Source organism: Blattabacterium cuenoti (assembly GCF_014252015.1).
GTDB lineage: Bacteria > Bacteroidota > Bacteroidia > Flavobacteriales > Blattabacteriaceae > Blattabacterium > Blattabacterium cuenoti_U.
Genome location: NZ_CP059206.1, coordinates 171,661 through 192,014, shown reverse-complemented (window position 1 = coordinate 192,014; position 20,354 = coordinate 171,661). Strand labels below are relative to the sequence as shown.

Genomic DNA, 20,354 nt, shown 5'->3' with positions numbered 1-20,354 from the left:
ATAAAATAAAAATGAAAAAACTTGTAACTTATTTTTATGGATAAAGAAAAAAATGAATCAGTTTCTTTAAAAGAAGATCCTAATAGAGATCATAGAAAAATAGGTAAAAAATTAAAGTTCTTTGTTTTTTCTAATCGAGTGGGGGCTGGATTACCTTTATGGTTACCTAGAGGAACAGTTTTCAGAAAAAATTTAGAAGAATTTTTGATTGATGTTCAAAAAAAATCAGGATACGAAATGGTTGTAACTCCTCATATAGGACATAAAAAATTGTATGTTAGAAGTGGACATTGGAGTAAATTTGGAGAGGATCATTTTAAACCCATTCATACACCTCATAAAAAAGAGGAGTTTCTTTTAAAACCTATGAATTGTCCTCACCATTGTGAAATTTATAGATCTCAAGAATGGTCCTATCGTGATCTTCCTAAACGTTTTGCTGAGTTTGGAACAGTATATCGTTATGAACAAAGCGGGGAGCTTCATGGATTAACTAGAGTTAGATGTTTTACTCAAGATGATGCACATATTTTTTGCACTTCTGATCAATTATTAGAAGAATTTAAAAAAGTAATTAATTTAGTTTTTTATGTTTTTCGTTCTCTAGGTTTTTTGACATATACAGTGAGAATATCTCTTAGAGATCCTAAAAAAATAGATAATTACATAGGATCAGAAATAAATTGGGAAAAAGCTGAAAAAGCGATATTAAAAGCAGTTAAAGAGGAGAAAATAGAAGCATCTATCAATTATGGAGAAGCCGCTTTTTATGGGCCAAAATTAGATTTTCTTGTTCAAGATTCTTTAGGAAGAAATTGGCAACTTGGAACGATTCAAATAGATTATAATCTACCTGAAAGATTTGATTTATATTATAAAGGAAAAAATAATGAAAAGTGTCGTCCAGTAATGATACATAGAGCCCCTTTTGGTTCTTTAGAACGTATTATCGCCATTATGATAGAGCATACAAAAGGAAACCTTCCATTGTGGTTGGTTCCTAACCAAGCGGTCATACTTCCTATAAGTGATAAATATATAGTTTATGCAAAAAAAATTTTAAATTTGATGCTAAATTACAATATTCGTGTGTTTATTGATAATAGAAACGAGAAAATTAATAAAAAAATTAGGGATTCTGAAGAAAATAAAATTCCTTATATGATAATTTTAGGAGATAAAGAGGAGAAAAATGAAATGATGTCATTGCGACGTCATGGTTTAGGACATATAGGAATATTTTCTATTTCCAATGGAATAGAATCTATTTTGAATGAAACAAATTTAAAAACTAAAACTATAAAGCTATTATAAAAAAGAAATTTTCAAGAGGTAATAAAAAAAATAGAATATACCGACCATTACCGCAAAAAAAAGAAGTACATCGTATCAATGAAAATATTGATACATTAAAAGTTCGTTTAGTCGGGGATTCTTCCATAGAAAATGGAATTTATTCTATACAAGAAGCTCTTCAATTTTCTAGGAAAAGAGAACTGGATTTAGTTGAGATTAATCCTAAATTAAATCCTCCAGTATGTAAAATACTAGATTATAAAAAATTTCTATATGAACAAAAAAAAAGAAAAAAACAGTTTAAAGCAAAACAAATTAAAGTAAATACTAAAGAAATTAGATTTGGACCACAAATTGGAGATCATGATGGAAAAGTTAAAATTAAAAGTGCAGAAAAATTTTTAATGCGTGGAGATAAAGTGAAAGTATTTGTTTTTTTTAAAGGACGTTCTATAGTATACAAAGATCAAGGAAAAATAAAATTATTAAAATTTGCAGAGGAAATTGAGGAGTACGGAAAAGTAGAGCAAATGCCAGTAATGGAAGGAAAAAGGATGTATATGATATTAGCTCCAAAAAAATTTTAACATTATATTATTTTGTTATGCCTAAATTAAAAACGAAATCAGGATCTAAAAAAAGATTTAAAAAAACAGCTAATGGATATATTAAAAGAAAACATGCATTTAAAAATCATTTATTAACTAAGAAATCAAAAAGGAGAAAACGTAATCTTTCTGTATTCACTTTATTAAAAAAATCAGATCAGAAAAATATAAAAATACAAATTTAGAAAATTATGCCTAGATCTACCAATGCGGTTTCTTCTAGACGAAGACGTAAAAAAATACTGAAGTTAGCCAAGGGTTTTTATGGTTCCAGAAGTAAAGTTTATACAGTTGCTAAAAATGCTGTGGAAAAATCTTTTGTTTATGCTTTTGTAGGAAGAAAAAAAAAGAAAAGAGATTTCAGATCTCTTTGGATTCAACGTATAAATGCGGGAGTACGTCAATATGGAAAATCCTATTCTGAATTTATGAATAAATTATCTGAAAAAAAAATTAAAATTAATAGAAAAATTCTTTCATATATATCCATGAATGATCCTAGTGTTTTCAAAAAAATAGTAGATGATGTCTATTCAAAATGAATTTTTTTTTGACAAATTCATTAATTTTTTTTCTATTATTTTTTTCTTTGTGGAAGAAAAATAATCTATGAAAAGTTTCCCTTCAATATGATCATATTCATGCAAAATTACTCTAGCACATATACCTGTTAAGGTTTTGTTTTGTTTTTTCCAATTTTTATCATAATATTCAATTAGAACATGAGATTTTCTTTTAACTGTTCCCATTATTCCAGGAATACTAAGACATCCTTCATTAAATTTGCACTCTTTTCCATGAGTTTTTAATATTTTTGCATTAATAAAAACTTCCTTATAATTACTGATATATTCTCCCTTTATTAAATAAGGAGTTTCAACTATAAAAAGTCTAATATTTTTTCCAATTTGGGGAGCCGCCAAACCTATTCCTTTTACTTTGTGTATAGTTTCAAACATATCTTTAATCAATTGATTAATATACTTTTTGCATTTACAAGAAGATAAATTTATGTCCAAACATTTTTTTCTCAAAATAGGATTTCCATAAAGAATTATAGGTAACACCATGAGTTAATTTTTTTTTTCTTCTTTTTTAAGATAAGACTGTAAAATTATAGTGGCACTAATTTGATTCAAAATTACTTTTTTTCTTCTTTTTTTCCTTTTTAAGCCCAGTTTTATCATGGTATCAAAAGCCATTTTAGATGTAAAACGTTCATCCAGTCTTTCTATAATGATTTTTGGATACTTTACGTGAAATTTTTTTATAAATTTCTGAATATATGTTTCTATTAAAATCTCTTTTTGATTATTTAATTTTTTTGGCAATCCTATAACAATTTTTTCTATTTGCTCATAAACTAAAAAATTTTCTAAAAAATTCATTAAATTTTTAGTTGGAACAGCATTTAGTCCAAACGCAAATATTTTTTTTTCGTCTGTTATAGATAAACCTGTGGTAACTTTTCCATAATCTATTCCTAATATTTTTGCCATAGCTGCTTGTTATCTTATTTTATTTTTGCTACTTTTGTTTTATTTCTTATTAACCAACCTATAAAAAGTGAATAGATTCAAATTAGAAATAGAGAAAGCTTGGAATAAAAAAGATATATGGACTACTGACGTAAATATAAAAAATTTAGTATTTCAGGTTATTGATCATTTAGAAACAGGTTCCATCAGAGTATCTGATTATTTAAATGGAAAATGGACAGTAAATGAATGGGTTAAAAGAGCTATTCTTATGTATTTTTCCGTTCAACAAATGAATACAATAGAATTAGGGGGGTTAGAATTTTATGATAAAATTCCTATAAAAAATAAATTTAAGGAAAAAGGAATTCGTGTAGTTCCTCATGCTATAGCTCGTTATGGTTCGTATATATCACCTGGAGTTATTCTTATGCCTTCTTACGTCAATATAGGAGCATATATAGGAGAAAATACTATGATAGACACATGGGCTACAGTGGGTAGTTGCGCTCAAGTTGGTAGTCGCGTACATATAAGTGGAGGGGTTGGAATAGGAGGAGTTTTAGAACCTTTACAAGCTCATCCAGTTATTATTGAAAATGATGTTTTTATTGGATCTAGATGTATTTTGGTGGAAGGAGTTTTGATAAAAAAAGGAGCTGTTTTAGGAGCGAATGTCGTTTTGACTGCTTCTACTAAAATATTTGACGTTACTAATGAAAAATCTATTGAAACTAAGGGAGTAGTTCCTAGATATTCTGTAGTTATACCGGGATCTTATCCAAAAAAATTTAATTCAGGAATATATCATGTTCCATGTGCTTTGATTATAGGAAAAAGAAAAGAAAGTACAGATAAAAAAACATCTTTAAATGATGCATTGAGAACCCACAATTTATCAATTTAAAATGTCTTTTTACGTAGAAATAGAAAAAAGTGTAAATATCTTAAAAAGAGGAAAAAGTTTATTATACCCTACAGATACTGTATGGGGATTAGGATGTGATGCTTTTAATATACAAGCCATAAAAAAAATATGTGAAATAAAAAATAGAAATATTTATAAATCTATGATTGTTTTAGTAGAGAGTATGGATCGTTTGCATCAATTAGTAGGAACAATATCTTCTTTCACTAAAGAAATAATTATTGATAATATTAATAAAAAAGATAAACCTGTTACCATAATATACGAAAATGCAAAAAAAATACCATCTAATCTTTTTAGACAAGATAATACTTTAGCAGTTCGTTTAACATATGATCCATTTTGTACTTGTTTAATACGAAGTTTGGATAGACCAATTATTTCTACTTCTGCCAATTTATCAGGATTTATCAGTCCTAAATCTTTTTCAGAAATTAGTCCTGCTATTTTAAGTAAAACAGATTATATTGTAAATTTTCGTAGAGAAGAAAAAGCTAAGCACAGTGCTTCTTCTATTATAAAAATTATTTCTAATCAAATCAAAATATTACGTATGTAAACTTACATGAATTTATCATCTGCCGTTCATAGAAAAATATTTTATATTATAAGTATATCTTCTGAAAAAATAAAACAAAATAGCTATGTTATAGGAGGTTATGTTAGAGATATTTTGATGGGAAGAATGAAGTCAAATGACTTAGATATTTTAACTATAGGAGAAGTAACAAAATTAGCTAAAGAGGTTTCTAAATATATTATTCCTTATCCTAAAATAAGAATATTTAAACGTTTTGGTACAGTTATGTTGGAATATGAAAATCAAAAAATAGAATTTGTGGGATCAAGAAAAGAATCGTATCATTATTCTAGTAGAAATCCAATTATAGAATTGGGATCATTGCAAGAGGATCAAAATCGAAGGGATTTTACAATTAATGCTTTAGCTATTAGTTTAAACCTAGATAATTATGGAGAATTAATAGATCCGTTTAGAGGATTATCAGATTTGAAAAAAAAAATATTAAGAACTCCATTAGATGCAAATCTAACTTATTCTGATGATCCATTACGAATGATGCGAGCTATACGATTTGCTACTCAACTACAATTTGATATTGAACAATCTTCATTTCAATCAATTCAAAAGAATAAGAATAGAATAAATATTGTTTCTATAGAAAGAATAGTTGATGAATTTAACAAAATTTTACTATCTGAAAAGCCTTCTATAGGATTGTTATTATTATACAAATCTGGATTATTATCAATTATATTACCTGAATTAGTTTTATTAAAAGGAATAGAAGAAAAGAATGGATATAAACATAAAGATAATTTCTATCATACTTTACAAGTAGTAGATAATATTAGTCAAGAAAAAACCAATTCTCTTTGGTTAAGATGGGTCGCTTTACTTCATGATATCGGAAAAACTTATACCAAAAAATTTTTTCCTAAAATAGGATGGGCTTTTCATGCTCATGAATTAGTAGGCTCCAAAATGGTTTCAAATATATTTCAACGTTTAAAACTTCCAAAAGGATCTTCTATAAAATATGTTAAAAAGCTGATTAAACATAGTTATAGACCTATTACGTTAATAGAAAAAAAGACTAGTGATTCTGCTATACGTAGATTATTATTTGATATGGGAAAAGATTTAGAAGACTTAATGAAATTATGTATCGCTGATATTACTACCAACAATATAGATAAAAAAAATCAGTATAAAAAAAATATTTATCTTCTCATAGAAAGAATTAAAAAATTAGAAGAAAGAGATAGAATTCAAAATTGGAAATCACCCATATCAGGAAATGATATAATGGAAGCTTTTCATATTGATCCATGTAAGAAAATAGGAATCATAAAAAATTTTGTTAAAGATTCTATTTTAGAAGGAAAAATATCTAATAATTTTCATTCGGCTTATTTTCTTATGTTAAAAAAAGGAGAAGAATTGGGATTGAAAAAAAAATAATATTACATATATGTTGTTTTCTAATATCAATGGTATAAATAAAAAAAAGATTGTATTGTTGCCTCATAACAATCCAGATGGAGATGCATTAGGATCTTCTTTGGCTCTTTTATTTTACTTCAGAAAATTAAAACATGATGTATATTTAGTATCTCCAACAGGATATCCTGAATCTTTTCAATGGCTTCCTGGAATCAAGGATATTATCGTATTTTCCGATCGTACACAATCTTTGGTAAAAAAAAAAATTATAAACTCTGATTATGTTTTTTTTATAGATTTTAATCATCTATCAAGAATCAATAATATAAAAGATTTTTTTTTATATTCAAAAGCAAAGAAAATACTAATTGACCATCATCCTTTTGCCCATCATCCTTTTCCATTTTTTTTTGATTTTATGTTTTCAGATTCTACAGTAGCAGCTACCAGTATTTTAGTATTTCGATTCATATCTGATATGAATAATTTAGATAAAATAGACAAAGATATAGCTACATGTTTGTATGTAGGATTAATGACGGATACAGGCTTTTTTCGTTTTCCTTCTGTAACTTCAGAAACTCATTTTATTGCCGGAAAATTAATAAAAAAAGGTATTAATATAGATAACATTTATGATCATTTACAAGAAAAATATAGTGAAAACAGATTGAAATTATTATCTAAAGCTTTGAAAAAATTAAAAATAATAAAAAAATATCGTACCGCTTATACAAGCATACAAGCTTCAGATATAAATTTTTATTCATACAAACAAGGAGATACAGAAGGGATTATAACCTATGGATTAGGCGTTAAAAATATAGTTTTTTCTGTTTTCTTTTTTCAAGAAAAAGAAAAATATCCCATCAAAATTTCTTTTCGTTCGAAAGGAAATTTTGATGTGAATATGTTTGCTAAAAAGCATTTTAAAGGAGGAGGACATATAAATGCTGCAGGAGGAATGTCAGAAAAAAACTTACCTGAAGCTATAGAATATTTTTTAAACATTATCCCAAATTATTATAAAAATCTTATGTTTTCCATTTAATATTACATCCGTAACTCAATTTTACTATCGGATGTATTTTATTTCCTTTTAAAATATTCTGTAAAACATTTCTCACATCAGAACCCGTAACAGGAACATCATTTCCAGGTCTAGAGTCATCTAATTGCCCATGATAACATAAATTTCCATCTCCTGAAAATATAAAAAATTCAGGAGTACATTTTGCACAATAATATTTAGCAACTTCTTGTGTTTCATCAAAAAAATAAGGAAAGGGATAACCTAGTTTATGATATACTTTTATCATATTTTCTGGAGAGTCTTCCGGATATTTTTTTACATCATTAGAATTAATAGCTAAAAATGAAATTCCTTTGGGTAAAAAATCATTAGCTAAATGAATCAATTCTGTATTGATATGTTTAACATATGGACAGTGATTACAAATAAACATTATTACCGTTGCTTTATTAGAAAAAAAATATCTTAAAAATTTCTTCTTTCCTGAAGAAATTTCTAATAATTCAAAATCTTTTATTTGAATTTTAATTTCATTAGAAGAATAAGTTTGTACCATGATCTATAATTTTTTTTTAGAACAAAAAACAAAAGATTTTTTCTTTTCTTCCTCAGCTAATTCAGCATCTATTAATATTCTACCACTATGTTCATCTATTAAAAGTTTGTTACGTTGTATCAGTTCTGAATATTTTTGAGGTGTAATTGCTAGATAAGAACCTAATGGGGCTCCTCTTTGTACTGGAGCAACAGCTACTCCATTTTTAACTCCATTTCTGATTCTTTTATAAATTTTTAATAAACTATTTTCTACTTTTTGAGAAAAAGACGAAGATTGCTCTAATAAAATTTTTTCTTCTTTATCGTTTTCTAAAAGAATTTTATTCAATTCTTTCTTTTTATGAAAAAGATGTTCCTCTTTATTTTTTAAAATATCTTCTTTTTCTCCTATAACTTCTTCCTTTTTATCAATTTGAATATTCAGTTCCTTAATTCTTTTTTTAGACAATTGTATTTCTAATTTTTGATAATCAATTTCTTTATCTATAGAATATAATTCTTTATGATTGTTGATATGATCTTTTTGTTTTTCATATTTGTTAATTAGAATTTCTGAGGATTTAATATTTTTATTTTGTTTATTTATATTTTCTTTTATATAAAAAACATCTTCATGAATCTTTTCTAATTTTTTTTTCATTTGGTTTAGTTCTTCTTCTAAACTTTTTATTTCCATAGGAATATTCCCACGAAACTTTCGTATTTCATCTATACGAGAATCTATTAATTGAAGATTATATAATACTCTCAATTTATCTACAACAGTAACGGCTTCTTGTATTTTATGTCCCATAATTAATGAAAATATTTAACTGGATTAGTATGAACTTCTGATTCATAAACAGAAATAGAAGTAAAATTTTTATCTAAAAAAGATTTCAGTAAATTTTTGGTAAATTTTTCAGATTCATAATGCCCAACATCCACAATTAATATTTTTTTTTCATTTTTAAAAAAATCATGATATTTCAAATCAGAGGAGATAAAAACATCAGCTTTTTCTTTTATAGCTGTTTCTATTCCGAAACGTCCTGAACCTGTAATCATAGCTATTTTTTGAATTTTTTTTCCTGTAAAATTAGAATGACGAATACAAGAAACATTCATTTTTTTTTTTATAAAAAAAAGAAAATCAGATTCATTCATTTTTTCCATAAGATTTCCTATAAAACCAATTCCTATATGAGGATTTATATTTTCAAGATTATAAATTTCATAAGCTACTTCTTCATAAGGATGATTTTTAAATAAAGCATTTTTCACTCTATTTAATTTGTAATCGGGAAAAATAACACCAATACACGTCTCTTTTTCTATATGAAAAATTTCTTTTTTTCCAATAAAAGGTTGAGTTTTTTTGTTTCCCATATAACTTCCGAATCCATCAAAATTATAACTGCAATGACTATAATTAGAAATATTTCCAGCTCCTGCGTCAAATAATGCATTTCTAACTTTTTCAGCATAATCAACTGGAACATAAGTTATTAATTTTTTTATAGTTTCTTTTTTTGGAAATAAAACTTTTTCTCTGTTGATTCGTAATAATTTGGATATATAAGAAGAAGGCCCTTCCCATATCATATCTAAATTTGTGTGAATGACATAAATAGATATATCATTTTTTAACGCATGAATTATAATTCTTTCTGAAAACGTTTTTCCTGTTATATTTTTAATAGATTTAAAAATAATAGGATGAAAAGAAATTATCAAGTCGCATTTTTTATGAATAGATTCATAAAAAACCTCTTCAGTGAGATCTAAAGTAATCAGTACACTTTTTACTTTTTTATGAAATGATCCTAATATTAATCCAATGTTATCATAAGAATCTGCATATTCTATAGGAGCTATATTTTCCAATACATCAGCTATATCTCTAACAAACACATCCATATAAATAAATAAAAATACCCATATTGGACAAATTTATCAAAAAAAATTGATTTTTATATTTTTTATAGTATAATAATAAAAATTAAAAAAAGATATGAATATAATTCAAAAAAAACCAAAGTGGATAAAAGTAAAATTACCAATGAGTAAAAATTATCATGAGTTGCAAAAATTAGTTTCTTTACATAAACTGAATACAATTTGTCAAAGTGGAAGTTGTCCCAATATAGGTGAATGCTGGGACAAAGGAGTAGCAACTTTCATGATATTGGGAAATATTTGTACAAGATCTTGTAGATTTTGTGGAGTGAAAACAGGTCGTCCTGATAAAATAGATAGGGAGGAGCCGGAAAAAGTAGCAAAATCCATAAAAATTTTGAAAATAAAACATGCTGTATTAACTTCGGTAAATAGAGATGATTTACAGGATATGGGTTCTTCTATATGGATTCAAACCATACAAAAAATACGATATTTTAATCCAAACATCACAATAGAAGCTTTAATTCCAGATTTTAAAGGAGAAAAAAAAATAATAGATGGAATAATTGACATTAAGCCAGAAGTAATTTCTCATAATGTGGAAACAGTTGCTAGACTAACAAAGAAGGTTCGTATTCAAGCTAAATATGATCGTAGTCTCGAAGTTTTACAATATATAAAAGAAAAGAATAAAAATATACGGACAAAAACAGGAATCATGTTAGGTTTAGGTGAAACAAAAGAAGAAATAATAGAAACAATGAAAGATATTAAAAAGTCTAAAGTAGATATTCTGACAATGGGACAATATTTACAACCTTCCTTAAAACATTATCCTGTTCGTTTTTTTGTTTTACCAGAACAATTCAAAGAATTAAAAATAATTGGATTAAAAATGGGATTTAAATATGTAGAAAGCGGACCATTAGTTAGATCTTCTTATCATGCAGAAAAACATGTGAAATAAATTAATAACTTTTTTCTTATCTTCCGAAGATATACTTACATTTTTTGTCATTCCATATTTTTTTTTCACATAAAAAATTTTTAATATAAAATGATATGGATTTATTATTTCCATGTTTGCAAAATAAAATGAGTTGTTCAATAGAACGTGTAGTAGCTACATATAACAAATTGATGTTATCAAATTTCATATTTGATAAATAATACTCATAAAAATTACGGATATTATTATCATGTTTGATATGTTTAAAATAGGTTTCTATTTCTAAATAAATAGAATCTAATCCAGAATAGAAATTAGGATTTACATCTATCCATATTTCTTCTTTTTTTTTAGAAAAAATATTCCAATCTGTGAAAGGAATGAGTACCACTGGAAATTGCAATCCTTTAGATTTATGAATGGTCATAATACGAATAGCATTGATGTGATCAGAAATCACAATACTTTCTTTTTCTTTTTTATATTCCCAATAATCTAAAAAATCTATAATGGAATTTCCTACCCTTTTTGTAGATCTATAAACAAAATCTAAAAAAGAATAGATATATGTAGAGTTCTGTTTATTTAATAATCCAAAAGCTTCAATAATATCTTCTGATATATTGTATATAGATTTATTATATAATTTGTTTAATGTTAATAAATTTTTAAATAGAATTTTTTTCAAGAATAGATTTAAAGGTAAAAAAAGTATTTTCATGATAAAATCGTGATCATTTATCTTAGTATGAATAAATTTATTTTTTAATAATGAAAGAATTAAAATAACTCTTTTTTGATAACAATGAGGATAAGCAATAATATGAAAAAAATTTATTATTATTTGTATTTCCAATTGATTTTTTATTAGTAAAGAAACAGAAGTATTCACTATCATACCATCTTTTACTAGTTTTTCAGACAAAAAATGACCCTCTTTATTGTTTCTAACTAAAATAGCAATATCCGATAATGTATATTTTTGTTTCAATAATTGTTCTATTTTATTTTTTATATTTGAATAAACATATTCCTTATAATTTTTATTATCATCATTAATAAAATTTATTTCTACGTATCCTCCAGATTTATTACATGTTTTTTGTTTATAATTTTTATATATGTCTTGATAAAGAGTAGAATTAAATGTTTTAGATATAGATTGATAAAGTAAATTATTAAATTTTACAATTTCTTCATAACTACGAAAATTTTTTTCTATGGTTTTTATTTCTTTTTTATAATAATTTGATTTAGAATAAATTAACTTTATAAATTGTTTTGCATCACCACCTCTCCATCTGTATATAGACTGTTTAGGGTCTCCTACTATCATAGCTGATCCATTTTCGGATAATGCATTTTCAACTAAAATTCTAATATTTTGCCATTGTAAAAATGAAACATCTTGAAATTCATCTATGAAATAATGTTTGTATTGCATTCCTATTTTTTCATATATTCTTGGAAATGTTCCCTGAATAATTTTTTCATAAAGAATTTTGTTTAACTCTGCATTTAAAATAATTTTTTTTTCATTTTTTATATAATGAAACTCTTTTTCAATTTCATGTATTATTGATAATATGTTTATGTTTTTTAAAAAAAGTTTATCTAAAAGATAATTCGATATATTTTTGTTATATATAGATTTAGTTTTTTCATATAAAAGAAGTATTTTTTTCCTATTTTTTTCTATTAGTGTTTTTTGATTCTTATCATAAAAAAATTGGGAATAAAATGTTTCTTTCTTCATGTATTTTTCAAGACGTTCATTAAAAGGATTAGAAAAGATGTTTCCATTTTGTAACTTTTGAAAAAATCTAGGTAATTCCAAATGAATGAATGAATCTTTTTGAATAGAATTTTTTTCTAAAAATTTAAAAAATTTTTCCCCTTTTTTCTTGCATTTTTTTTCAAATATTTTAGTTCTTTTTATTATAATATTTTTTAATTGTATGAAGTCTTCTAAAGAATAATTTTTAATTTTTTTTACAAAAAAAAAATTATTTTCTTCAACCATTATATGAGCTATTTTTAATAATTCTTTTCTTAAATCCCAATTTTTTCCTTCTTTTAGTTTTTCTAAAGAAGATTGAATTAAGATATTTGACCAGATTTCAGAATTTTTTAATCGATATAATACATTGTCTACAACTTTTAATAAAAACCGATTTGTATCCATTTCTAAATTTATTTCTCTGTCTGATAAAAAAGATTTTATAATATTATAAGTAAATTTATCTATGGTACTTATGTTTTTAGAAAAAGAAAAAAAATCATGCAATATGGCAAATAATATTTTTTCAGAACGTTGATACAATTGATATTTTGTTAAACCTAAATTTTTTGTTATATGATCAAATAAAAAACAATATTCTTTTTTAACTTTTTTATTAGAAAATTCTTTTATGCATTGTAAAATGCGGTTTTTCATTTCTTCAGAAGCTTTTTTAGTAAAAGTTAAAGCCAAAACTCTTTTAAATTCATCAGGATAAGGACTTTTTAATAAAACATAAAGATAATTGATTACTAAAAAAGTAGTTTTTCCCGAACCAGCTGAAGCATTATATATTTTTAATGTAGATGGCAAAACTAACATAGCATATTATTCAATTTCATTTTCATTAATTTCATAAAAAATTTTTTCATATATTTTTTAATTTGTATAAAATATGCCAAAATTAAGTTTAAGTTATGGTAACTTAATTTTTATCACGAATTATTAAATTAAAATTAAATTAATTAATAAAACAAATATTCAACACATGTCTAAAAAATTTCCTTTTGGGGTAGCTACTGGTAATCTTGTTAAAGAAATATTCGAATACGCTAAGGAAAACGTGTTTGCCATACCTGCTGTTAATGTTATTGGATCTAATACGATGAATGCAGTTATGGAGACGGCTGCAGCAGTAAATTCTCCTGTTATTATTCAATTATCTAATGGAGGGGCTATTTTTAATGCGGGAAAAGGATTAAATAATGAGAATCAAAAAGCAGCAATTCAAGGTTCTATAGCTAGTGCTATGCATATTCATGAATTGGCTTCATCCTATAAAACAACGGTTATTCTTCATACAGATCATTGTTCTAAATCTTTTATTCCATGGATAGATGGATTAATAGAAGCCAATGAAAAATATTATAAACGTTTTGGAAAAACCTTGTTTAGCTCACATATGTTAGATCTTTCTCAAGAATCTTTAAAAGAGAATATTCACATTTGTGAAAAATATTTTTATAGAATGAATAAAAGTAAAATGACCCTTGAAATAGAACTTGGAGTAACAGGAGGAGAAGAGGATGGAATAGATAATTCTAACATAGAAAACAATAAACTTTATACTCAACCAGAAGAGGTTGCTTATGCCTATGAAAGACTCATGAATATTAGTGAAAATTTTATTATAGCAGCTTCTTTCGGAAATGTACATGGGGTTTATAGACCTGGAAATGTAATGCTTCGTCCTGAAATTTTGAAAAATACACAAAAATATATACAAAAAAAATTTCATACTAAACCCAAACCAGTTTCTTTAGTTTTTCATGGTGGATCAGGATCTACCGAAAAGGAAATCAAAGAAGCTATTAGTTATGGAGTTGTAAAAATGAATGTAGATACTGATTTACAATATGCTTTTACCTGTGGAGTAAGAGATTATATGAAGAAAAATAAGGAATATTTAAAAAAACAAGTAGGAAACCCAAAAGGAGAATATATTCCTAATAAAAAATATTATGACCCTAGAGTATGGTTAAGAGAAGGAGAAAAATCTTTTAAAATTATTTTAAAAAAATATTTTGAATCCATGAATAACATTAATACTTTATAGAAATAACCATGGCTTGGTTTTTAAGAAAAAAAAAGAATATTTTAACATCTATAGATGATAGAAAAGATTTACCAAAGGGAATTTGGTACAGAACTCCTAACGGAAAAATTATAGATACGGAAGAATTAAAAAAAAATGCTTATGTAAGTCCAGAAGATGGATACCATGTAAGAATTCATAGTAAAGAATATTTTGAAATTCTTTTTGATCATGGTGAATTTTTGGAAATAAATGTAAAAATGATGAGCAAAGATCCTATGAAATGGGAAGATTATAAAAAGTATACAGATAGAATTAACGAAGCACGAAAAAAAACAAATTTATATGATGCTATTAGAACAGGAGTTGGAAAAATTAAAACTATAAATGTAGTGATATCTTGTATGGATTTTTCATTTATAGGAGGATCCATGGGATCCGTAGTAGGAGAAAAAATATCTCGTGCTATCAAATATTGTATCGATAAAAAATATCCATATATATTAATTTCTAAATCTGGAGGAGCAAGAATAATGGAATCCTCTTTTTCATTAATGCAAATGGCTAAAACTGTGGCTAGATTAACCCAACTACGTGATGCTAGAATCCCTTATATATCTGTTTTAACTGATCCAACTACGGGAGGGGTGACAGCATCTTACGCTTTACTTGGAGATATCAATATAGCTGAACCAGGAGCACTGATTGGATTTGCTGGACCTAGAGTTATTAGGGAAATAATAGGAAAAGATCTACCAGAAGGATTTCAAACAGCAGAATTTTTAATGGATCATGGTTTTATAGATTTAATTTCTCCTAGGACAGAATTAAAAAAAAATATATATAATTTGGTGTCTATGATGACATAAAATAAAATCATTCCCATTCAATAGTAGATGGAGGTTTAGAGGTTATATCATATGCTATCCTATTAATTCCATCAACTTCATTAATAATTCTATTTGAAATTTTTTCTAAAAAATCGTAAGATAAATGTGAAAAAGTAGCTGTCATGAAATCCTCAGTATTTATTGCACGTAATATCGCTGTATACTCATAAGTTCGTTTATCCCCTTTTATCCCTACAGATTTTATAGGTAATAAAACAATAAAAGCTTGACTTACAAAATTATAAATATCATAATTTTTTAATTCTTGCGAAAGAATATTTTCCGCTTCTTTCAAAAGAGAAATTTTTTCTTCATTGATTTCTCCAATAATACGAATCCCCAAACCAGGTCCAGGAAATGGATGACGATATAAGATTTCTTTTGGAAGTCCTAATTCTTCTCCTATTTTTCTGACTTCATCTTTAAATAATTCTTTTAATGGTTCAATGAGTTTTAATTTCATTAATGTTTTGGGTAATCCTCCTACATTGTGATGAGATTTTATAGAATAACTTATTGAAGTTTTTGAAAAACCAGAAGATTCAATGATATCCGAGTAAATGGTCCCTTGTGCTAAAAATTCAACATTTTTAATTTTTTCTGATTCTTTTTGAAAAATATATAAAAATTCTTTTCCTATAATTTTTCTTTTCATCTCAGGATCAACAATTCCAGTTAGCTTGGATAAAAAATGATTTTTAGCATTTATTATTTTTATAGGAAAATTCATTTTCTTACATAAAGAGGATATTTTTTCTGTTTTTAGCAGTAATCCTGTATCTACGAAAATACAATTTAAAGAATTACCAATAGCTTTATGAATAATGTAAGCCGTTACAAAAGAATCTACTCCTCCAGAAAAACCTAATATAACTTTTTTTTGATCTACACGTTTTTTAATATTATCTATCGTGTTTTGCACAAAATTATTTAATTTCCAATTCAAATTACATTTGCAAATATGGAAAACAAAATTTTTCAATATAGATATTCCATATTCTGTATTTTTTACTTCTGGATGAAATTGAACTGCATAAATATTTTTACTGATATGACTAAAAGCTGCAATATCACAAGATGATGTATGTCCGATAACTGAAAATTCTTTTGGAATGTTTTTTACTTCATCAAAATGACTCATCCAAACAATAGATTTATCGGGAATTCCATGAAATAAACTATTATTAGGATGATCTATGATAAAGTATGATTTACCATATTCTTTAGATTTTGATTTTTTTATTTTTCCTCCAAAAAGAAAAGAAATAAGTTGCATTCCATAACAAATTCCGAATATAGGAATATTTAGTTGAAAAATATTTTTTGAGATTAATGGAGAGCCTTTTTCATAAATAGAAAAAGGTCCTCCTGATAGAATCAATCCTTTAGGTTGTTTTGATATTATATGAGATATAGAAATCTCATTATAATTATATAATAAAGTATATACTCCTATATCTCGAATTCTTCTAGCAATCATATGACTATATTGAGATCCAAAATCTAATATGAGTATAAAATCTTTTTTCATTTTTTGTATTTTTTTGGATTATAAGCCAATATCTTTTCTGAAATACAAATTGTCAAATTGAATTTTTTTAACTTTATCATAAGCTTTTTTTCTAGCTTCTTGAATAGAATTTCCTATTCCTACTATATTAATAACACGTCCACTTGATGTTATCCACTTTTCTCGTTCTCTTTTTGCTCCAGCAATATAAAAAGGTTCTTCTAAAGAATTCAAACCAGTTATAATTTTTCCACTTTCATATTTTTCAGGATATCCTCTAGATGATAAAACTACACAACAAGAACATAATTTTTTCCAATCAATAGAGATTTCCTTATCTTTATCTTTAAAGATAGATTGAATAATATTCAAAAAATTACTTTTCATTAATGGAAATAGAGCTTGAGCTTCAGGATCTCCAATACGAGTATTATATTCTAACAAATAAACTTTGTTAGAAGTTATTATTAATCCGAAATATAAAAACCCAAAAAAAGTTAATTTTTCTATAAGTAATCCTTCTAAAGTAGGTTCCAAAATATTTTTTTTAAAATCTATCCAAATAGAATTTGTCATATATGGATTAGGAACAACTGCACCCATTCCTCCTGTATTTAATCCTTTTTCATCATCTTCAACTTTTTTATAATCTTTGGCCGATAAGAAAGGAATAATGTTTTTTCCATTAAAAATAGATATAATAGAGACCTCTTTTCCTTGTAAAAATTCTTCTATGATAATTTGGTTTCCAGATTTTCCAAACTTTTTTTTTATCATAATGTTTTTTAAAGCATTTTCAGCTTCATTTTGATTATGGGCTAAAAAAACTCCTTTTCCTGAAGCTATTCCATTAGTTTTTATAGCTATAGAATTCGTCTTTTTTTTCAAGAAATCTATAGCTTTTTCATAACAATAAAAAATATCATACTTAGGTGTACGAATTCCATATTTTTTCATAAAAGATTTAGCAAAAATGCGATTTCCTTCAAGTTTAGCAGCTAAATAATGTGGTCCAATTATTTTTAACCCAAAATTTTGAAAAATATCTACAACTCCTTCTAATAGAAAAATTTCGGATCCTACAATAGTTATATCTATTGCATTTTTTTTAGCAAAAATCCCTAAATCTAATACCGTATGATGATTATCAATATTTATTCCTATTATACTCGTTCCTCCATTTCCAGGGTAAAAATAAAGTTGTATCAAATGATAATCTTCCAATAATTTTTTTCCGATAGCATGTTCACGTCCTCCACCTCCAAGAATTAAAATTTTCATTTTTTTAATGTTTAAAGTGTCTCTTACCAGTAAAAGCCATTGCAATTCCATAATCATTACAAGCTTTAATAGATTCTTCATCACGTATAGATCCTCCTGGTTGAAGAATAGCACCTATTCCACCAGAACGAGCGGCTTCATCGACAACATCTCTAAAAGGGAAAAAAGCGTCAGACACAAGAACTAATCCCTCTTTGCTTTTTTCTAAAGCTCTTTCTATAGCTTGACGAGCAGCCCAAATTCGATTAGTTTGACCTCCAGAAATACCTAAAGTTTGTGTTCCTTTAGCGACAACAATAGCATTAGATTTTACATATTTTACTACTTTTTGAGCAAAAAATAAAGATTTTAGTTCTTGATCGCTAAATTCTTTTTTAGTAACTATTTTGTAATTTTTTTCATGAGGAAAAAAATAATCTGATTCTTGTACTAAAATTCCTCCGTCTATTTGCGCATATTCTAATTTATCTGAAATAGGTTCACTGATACTAATAATTCTAATATTTTTTTTTATTTTTAAAATATTTAAAACATCACTCTCATAACTTGGAGAAAGAACAACTTCTAAAAAAATATGATTAATCTCTTTTGCTAGTTCTTTTGTAATAGGAACATTAACAGCCATTATTCCTCCAAAAGAAGAAATAGTATCAGCATAATAAGTTTTTTGAAATGCTTCAATAATATTCTTTCCTAAGGCTACTCCACAAGGAGTGGAATGTTTTACGGTACAACAAGCAGGTTCAGAAAATTGAGTAACAATTTTCCATGCTATATCCATATCTCTTAAATTATTAAATGATAGCTTTTTTCCATGCAATTGACGAAAATTTTGCATAGATCCTTTATGAAAGGTATTAACATAATAAGCCGCTTTTTGATGAGGATTTTCTCCATAACGGAGATTCATTTTTTTTTCATAAGAAGTCTGTAAATAAGTAGGAAATTGATCATCTAAAAGATATTGAGAAATAGTAGAATCGTAAGCAGAAGTAAAATTAAATGCTTTTCCTGCTAGTTTTTTTCTCAATTTTAATGAAGGAAATCCATAATTTTCAATTTCATATTGAACAAATTCATAATCATTACTATCTGTGATTGCGGTCACATGCAAAAAATTTTTAGCAGCCGCTCTAAGTATAGATGGACCTCCAATATCAATAAATTCTATTAATGAATTAATATTAATAGATTTTTGATATATTTTTTCACAGAATGGATAAAAATTTACCAATACTATATCAATAAGATGAATATTGTAAGAATGAATAGATTTCATATGTTTTTCAACGGAACGATTGGCTAAAATTCCTCCATATATATTAGGATGAATTGTTTTAACTCTTCCATCTAAAATTTCAGGAAAAGAAGTCAAATCAGATACTTCTATAATATTTGATAACCCTTTTTTGATTAAAAATTGATAAGTCCCTCCAGTAGAAACTATTTGGTATCCTTTTTTATCTAAAAAACTGACAAAATTAAATAATATTTCATTTTTTTCATAAACACTAACCAAAGCTCTTTTCATAATACACATGCTACTAATTAATTATTATTTTTTGAGTATATAGAATTACTAATTCCTGAATTTAAGGTTATTAATAGATTGAATTAATATCTCTTTTTCTATCATAGAAACTTTTTTTGATAAAGATATTGGAGTCTCTTCGGAATCAATTTTGCATGTTTTTTTCAAAATTATGTCTCCTAAATCTACGTTTTTTGTCACATAGTGAACTGTAGCACCTGATATTTTTTCCTTATTTTTTATAATTTCTTGATGCACTTTGATTCCATACATTCCTTTTCCTCCATATTTAGGCAATAAAGAAGGATGAATATTTATAACTTTACCAAACCATTTTTCACAAAAATTGGCATCAAGTATTGAAAGAAATCCTGAAAGAACTATAACATCCGGAATATATTTTGCAAGTATATTGTCTATTTCTTTAGAAAGAAATTTTTTTTTAGTTCTTATTAAAGAAAATATTGTGATATTTTTTTTCAGTGCATATTGAATGGCTTGACACCATCGATCAGAAATCACTAAATTTACCATAGAATTATAAAGCATTCCGTTTTTAATTGCTTGTAATATATGCTGCATATTGGTCCCCTTTCCAGAAACTAAAATAGCTATTTTCTTCATGAAAAT

General features: G+C 25.8%; 21 protein-coding genes. 11 read left to right on the top strand and 10 right to left on the bottom strand.

The genetic code is table 11. The features are described 5' to 3' along the window. Positions 1-36: 36 nt before the first annotated feature. The 4 genes from thrS to rplT are packed head-to-tail and all read left to right on the top strand — an operon-like array spanning position 37 to position 2,446. Complete coding sequence (gene thrS / locus H0H50_RS00890; protein WP_185867298.1) at positions 37-1,314, top strand: threonine--tRNA ligase; 1,278 nt, start codon at positions 37-39, stop codon at positions 1,312-1,314. Positions 1,315-1,349: 35 nt separating this feature from the next. Further along, positions 1,350-1,883 carry a translation initiation factor IF-3 gene (gene infC / locus H0H50_RS00885; protein ID WP_238784213.1) on the top strand — a complete coding sequence of 178 codons (534 nt, stop codon included), beginning with the start codon at positions 1,350-1,352 and terminating at the stop codon, positions 1,881-1,883. Positions 1,884-1,900: 17 nt separating this feature from the next. Further along, positions 1,901-2,089 (top strand): 50S ribosomal protein L35, encoded by a 189-nt coding sequence (rpmI, locus tag H0H50_RS00880; protein WP_185867297.1) that lies wholly within the window; start codon positions 1,901-1,903, stop codon positions 2,087-2,089. 6 nt (positions 2,090-2,095) lie between these two features. Continuing rightward, a complete protein-coding gene (gene rplT, locus H0H50_RS00875) occupies positions 2,096-2,446 on the top strand; it encodes a 50S ribosomal protein L20 (RefSeq protein ID WP_185867296.1) in 351 nt (116 codons plus the stop codon). Here rplT and def read toward each other — a convergent pair. After that, positions 2,438-2,974 carry a peptide deformylase gene (gene def, locus H0H50_RS00870; protein ID WP_185867295.1) on the bottom strand — a complete coding sequence of 179 codons (537 nt, stop codon included), beginning with the start codon at positions 2,972-2,974 and terminating at the stop codon, positions 2,438-2,440. The genes rplT and def overlap by 9 nt on opposite strands. Positions 2,975-2,977: 3 nt before the next feature. Beyond that, entirely contained in the window at positions 2,978-3,403 is a 426-nt protein-coding gene (ruvX, locus tag H0H50_RS00865; protein ID WP_185867294.1) for a Holliday junction resolvase RuvX, read from the bottom strand. Between the two features lie 67 nt (positions 3,404-3,470). Between ruvX and H0H50_RS00860 the strand changes: the two genes are divergently transcribed. Genes H0H50_RS00860 through H0H50_RS00845 form a run of 4 tightly spaced genes read left to right on the top strand, consistent with a single transcriptional unit; the run spans position 3,471 to position 7,327 of the window. Further along, positions 3,471-4,289, top strand: coding sequence for a 2,3,4,5-tetrahydropyridine-2,6-dicarboxylate N-succinyltransferase (locus tag H0H50_RS00860; RefSeq protein ID WP_185867293.1), 819 nt, complete (start codon positions 3,471-3,473; stop codon positions 4,287-4,289). Between the two features lies 1 nt (position 4,290). Next, positions 4,291-4,869 (top strand): L-threonylcarbamoyladenylate synthase, encoded by a 579-nt coding sequence (locus H0H50_RS00855; RefSeq protein WP_185867292.1) that lies wholly within the window; start codon positions 4,291-4,293, stop codon positions 4,867-4,869. A 6-nt stretch (positions 4,870-4,875) separates the two neighbouring features. After that, entirely contained in the window at positions 4,876-6,294 is a 1,419-nt protein-coding gene (locus tag H0H50_RS00850) for a CCA tRNA nucleotidyltransferase (protein WP_185867291.1), read from the top strand. A 10-nt stretch (positions 6,295-6,304) separates the two neighbouring features. Then, entirely contained in the window at positions 6,305-7,327 is a 1,023-nt protein-coding gene (locus H0H50_RS00845) for a DHH family phosphoesterase (protein ID WP_185867290.1), read from the top strand. On the opposite strand, the gene H0H50_RS00840 is transcribed toward H0H50_RS00845, so the two are convergent. Genes H0H50_RS00840 through H0H50_RS00830 form a run of 3 tightly spaced genes read right to left on the bottom strand, consistent with a single transcriptional unit; the run spans position 7,311 to position 9,766 of the window. Further along, entirely contained in the window at positions 7,311-7,865 is a 555-nt protein-coding gene (locus H0H50_RS00840) for a thioredoxin family protein (protein WP_185867289.1), read from the bottom strand. The two genes, H0H50_RS00845 and H0H50_RS00840, sit on opposite strands and share 17 nt — an antisense overlap. Before the next feature lie 3 nt (positions 7,866-7,868). Further along, positions 7,869-8,660: a zinc ribbon domain-containing protein gene (locus H0H50_RS00835; protein WP_185867288.1), complete on the bottom strand. Its 792-nt coding sequence runs from the start codon at positions 8,658-8,660 to the stop codon at positions 7,869-7,871. A 2-nt stretch (positions 8,661-8,662) separates the two neighbouring features. Continuing rightward, positions 8,663-9,766: a Nif3-like dinuclear metal center hexameric protein gene (locus H0H50_RS00830; protein ID WP_185867287.1), complete on the bottom strand. Its 1,104-nt coding sequence runs from the start codon at positions 9,764-9,766 to the stop codon at positions 8,663-8,665. Positions 9,767-9,860: 94 nt separating this feature from the next. Here H0H50_RS00830 and lipA point away from each other — a divergent pair, with 94 nt between their 5' ends. After that, positions 9,861-10,715 carry a lipoyl synthase gene (lipA, locus tag H0H50_RS00825; RefSeq protein WP_185867286.1) on the top strand — a complete coding sequence of 285 codons (855 nt, stop codon included), beginning with the start codon at positions 9,861-9,863 and terminating at the stop codon, positions 10,713-10,715. A 16-nt stretch (positions 10,716-10,731) separates the two neighbouring features. On the opposite strand, the gene H0H50_RS00820 is transcribed toward lipA, so the two are convergent. Beyond that, positions 10,732-13,299: a UvrD-helicase domain-containing protein gene (locus H0H50_RS00820; RefSeq protein ID WP_185867285.1), complete on the bottom strand. Its 2,568-nt coding sequence runs from the start codon at positions 13,297-13,299 to the stop codon at positions 10,732-10,734. A gap of 166 nt (positions 13,300-13,465) precedes the next feature. Here H0H50_RS00820 and fbaA point away from each other — a divergent pair, with 166 nt between their 5' ends. Together fbaA and accD are read left to right on the top strand one after the other, a co-directional pair. Beyond that, entirely contained in the window at positions 13,466-14,533 is a 1,068-nt protein-coding gene (fbaA, locus tag H0H50_RS00815; RefSeq protein WP_185867284.1) for a class II fructose-bisphosphate aldolase, read from the top strand. An 8-nt stretch (positions 14,534-14,541) separates the two neighbouring features. Beyond that, positions 14,542-15,381: an acetyl-CoA carboxylase, carboxyltransferase subunit beta gene (gene accD / locus H0H50_RS00810; RefSeq protein ID WP_185867283.1), complete on the top strand. Its 840-nt coding sequence runs from the start codon at positions 14,542-14,544 to the stop codon at positions 15,379-15,381. A gap of 7 nt (positions 15,382-15,388) precedes the next feature. On the opposite strand, the gene guaA is transcribed toward accD, so the two are convergent. The 4 genes from guaA to H0H50_RS00790 are packed head-to-tail and all read right to left on the bottom strand — an operon-like array spanning position 15,389 to position 20,348. Next, positions 15,389-16,933, bottom strand: a complete 1,545-nt coding sequence (gene guaA / locus H0H50_RS00805) for a glutamine-hydrolyzing GMP synthase (protein WP_185867282.1) — start codon at positions 16,931-16,933, stop codon at positions 15,389-15,391. 18 nt (positions 16,934-16,951) lie between these two features. Continuing rightward, positions 16,952-18,193: a phosphoribosylamine--glycine ligase gene (gene purD / locus H0H50_RS00800; RefSeq protein ID WP_185867281.1), complete on the bottom strand. Its 1,242-nt coding sequence runs from the start codon at positions 18,191-18,193 to the stop codon at positions 16,952-16,954. 4 nt (positions 18,194-18,197) lie between these two features. Then, positions 18,198-19,724: a bifunctional phosphoribosylaminoimidazolecarboxamide formyltransferase/IMP cyclohydrolase gene (purH, locus tag H0H50_RS00795; protein ID WP_185867280.1), complete on the bottom strand. Its 1,527-nt coding sequence runs from the start codon at positions 19,722-19,724 to the stop codon at positions 18,198-18,200. 48 nt (positions 19,725-19,772) lie between these two features. Further along, the gene (locus H0H50_RS00790; protein ID WP_185867279.1) at positions 19,773-20,348 is read right to left on the bottom strand and encodes a formyltransferase family protein; all 576 of its coding nucleotides are present in this window, start codon (positions 20,346-20,348) and stop codon (positions 19,773-19,775) included. Positions 20,349-20,354 lie beyond the last annotated feature (6 nt).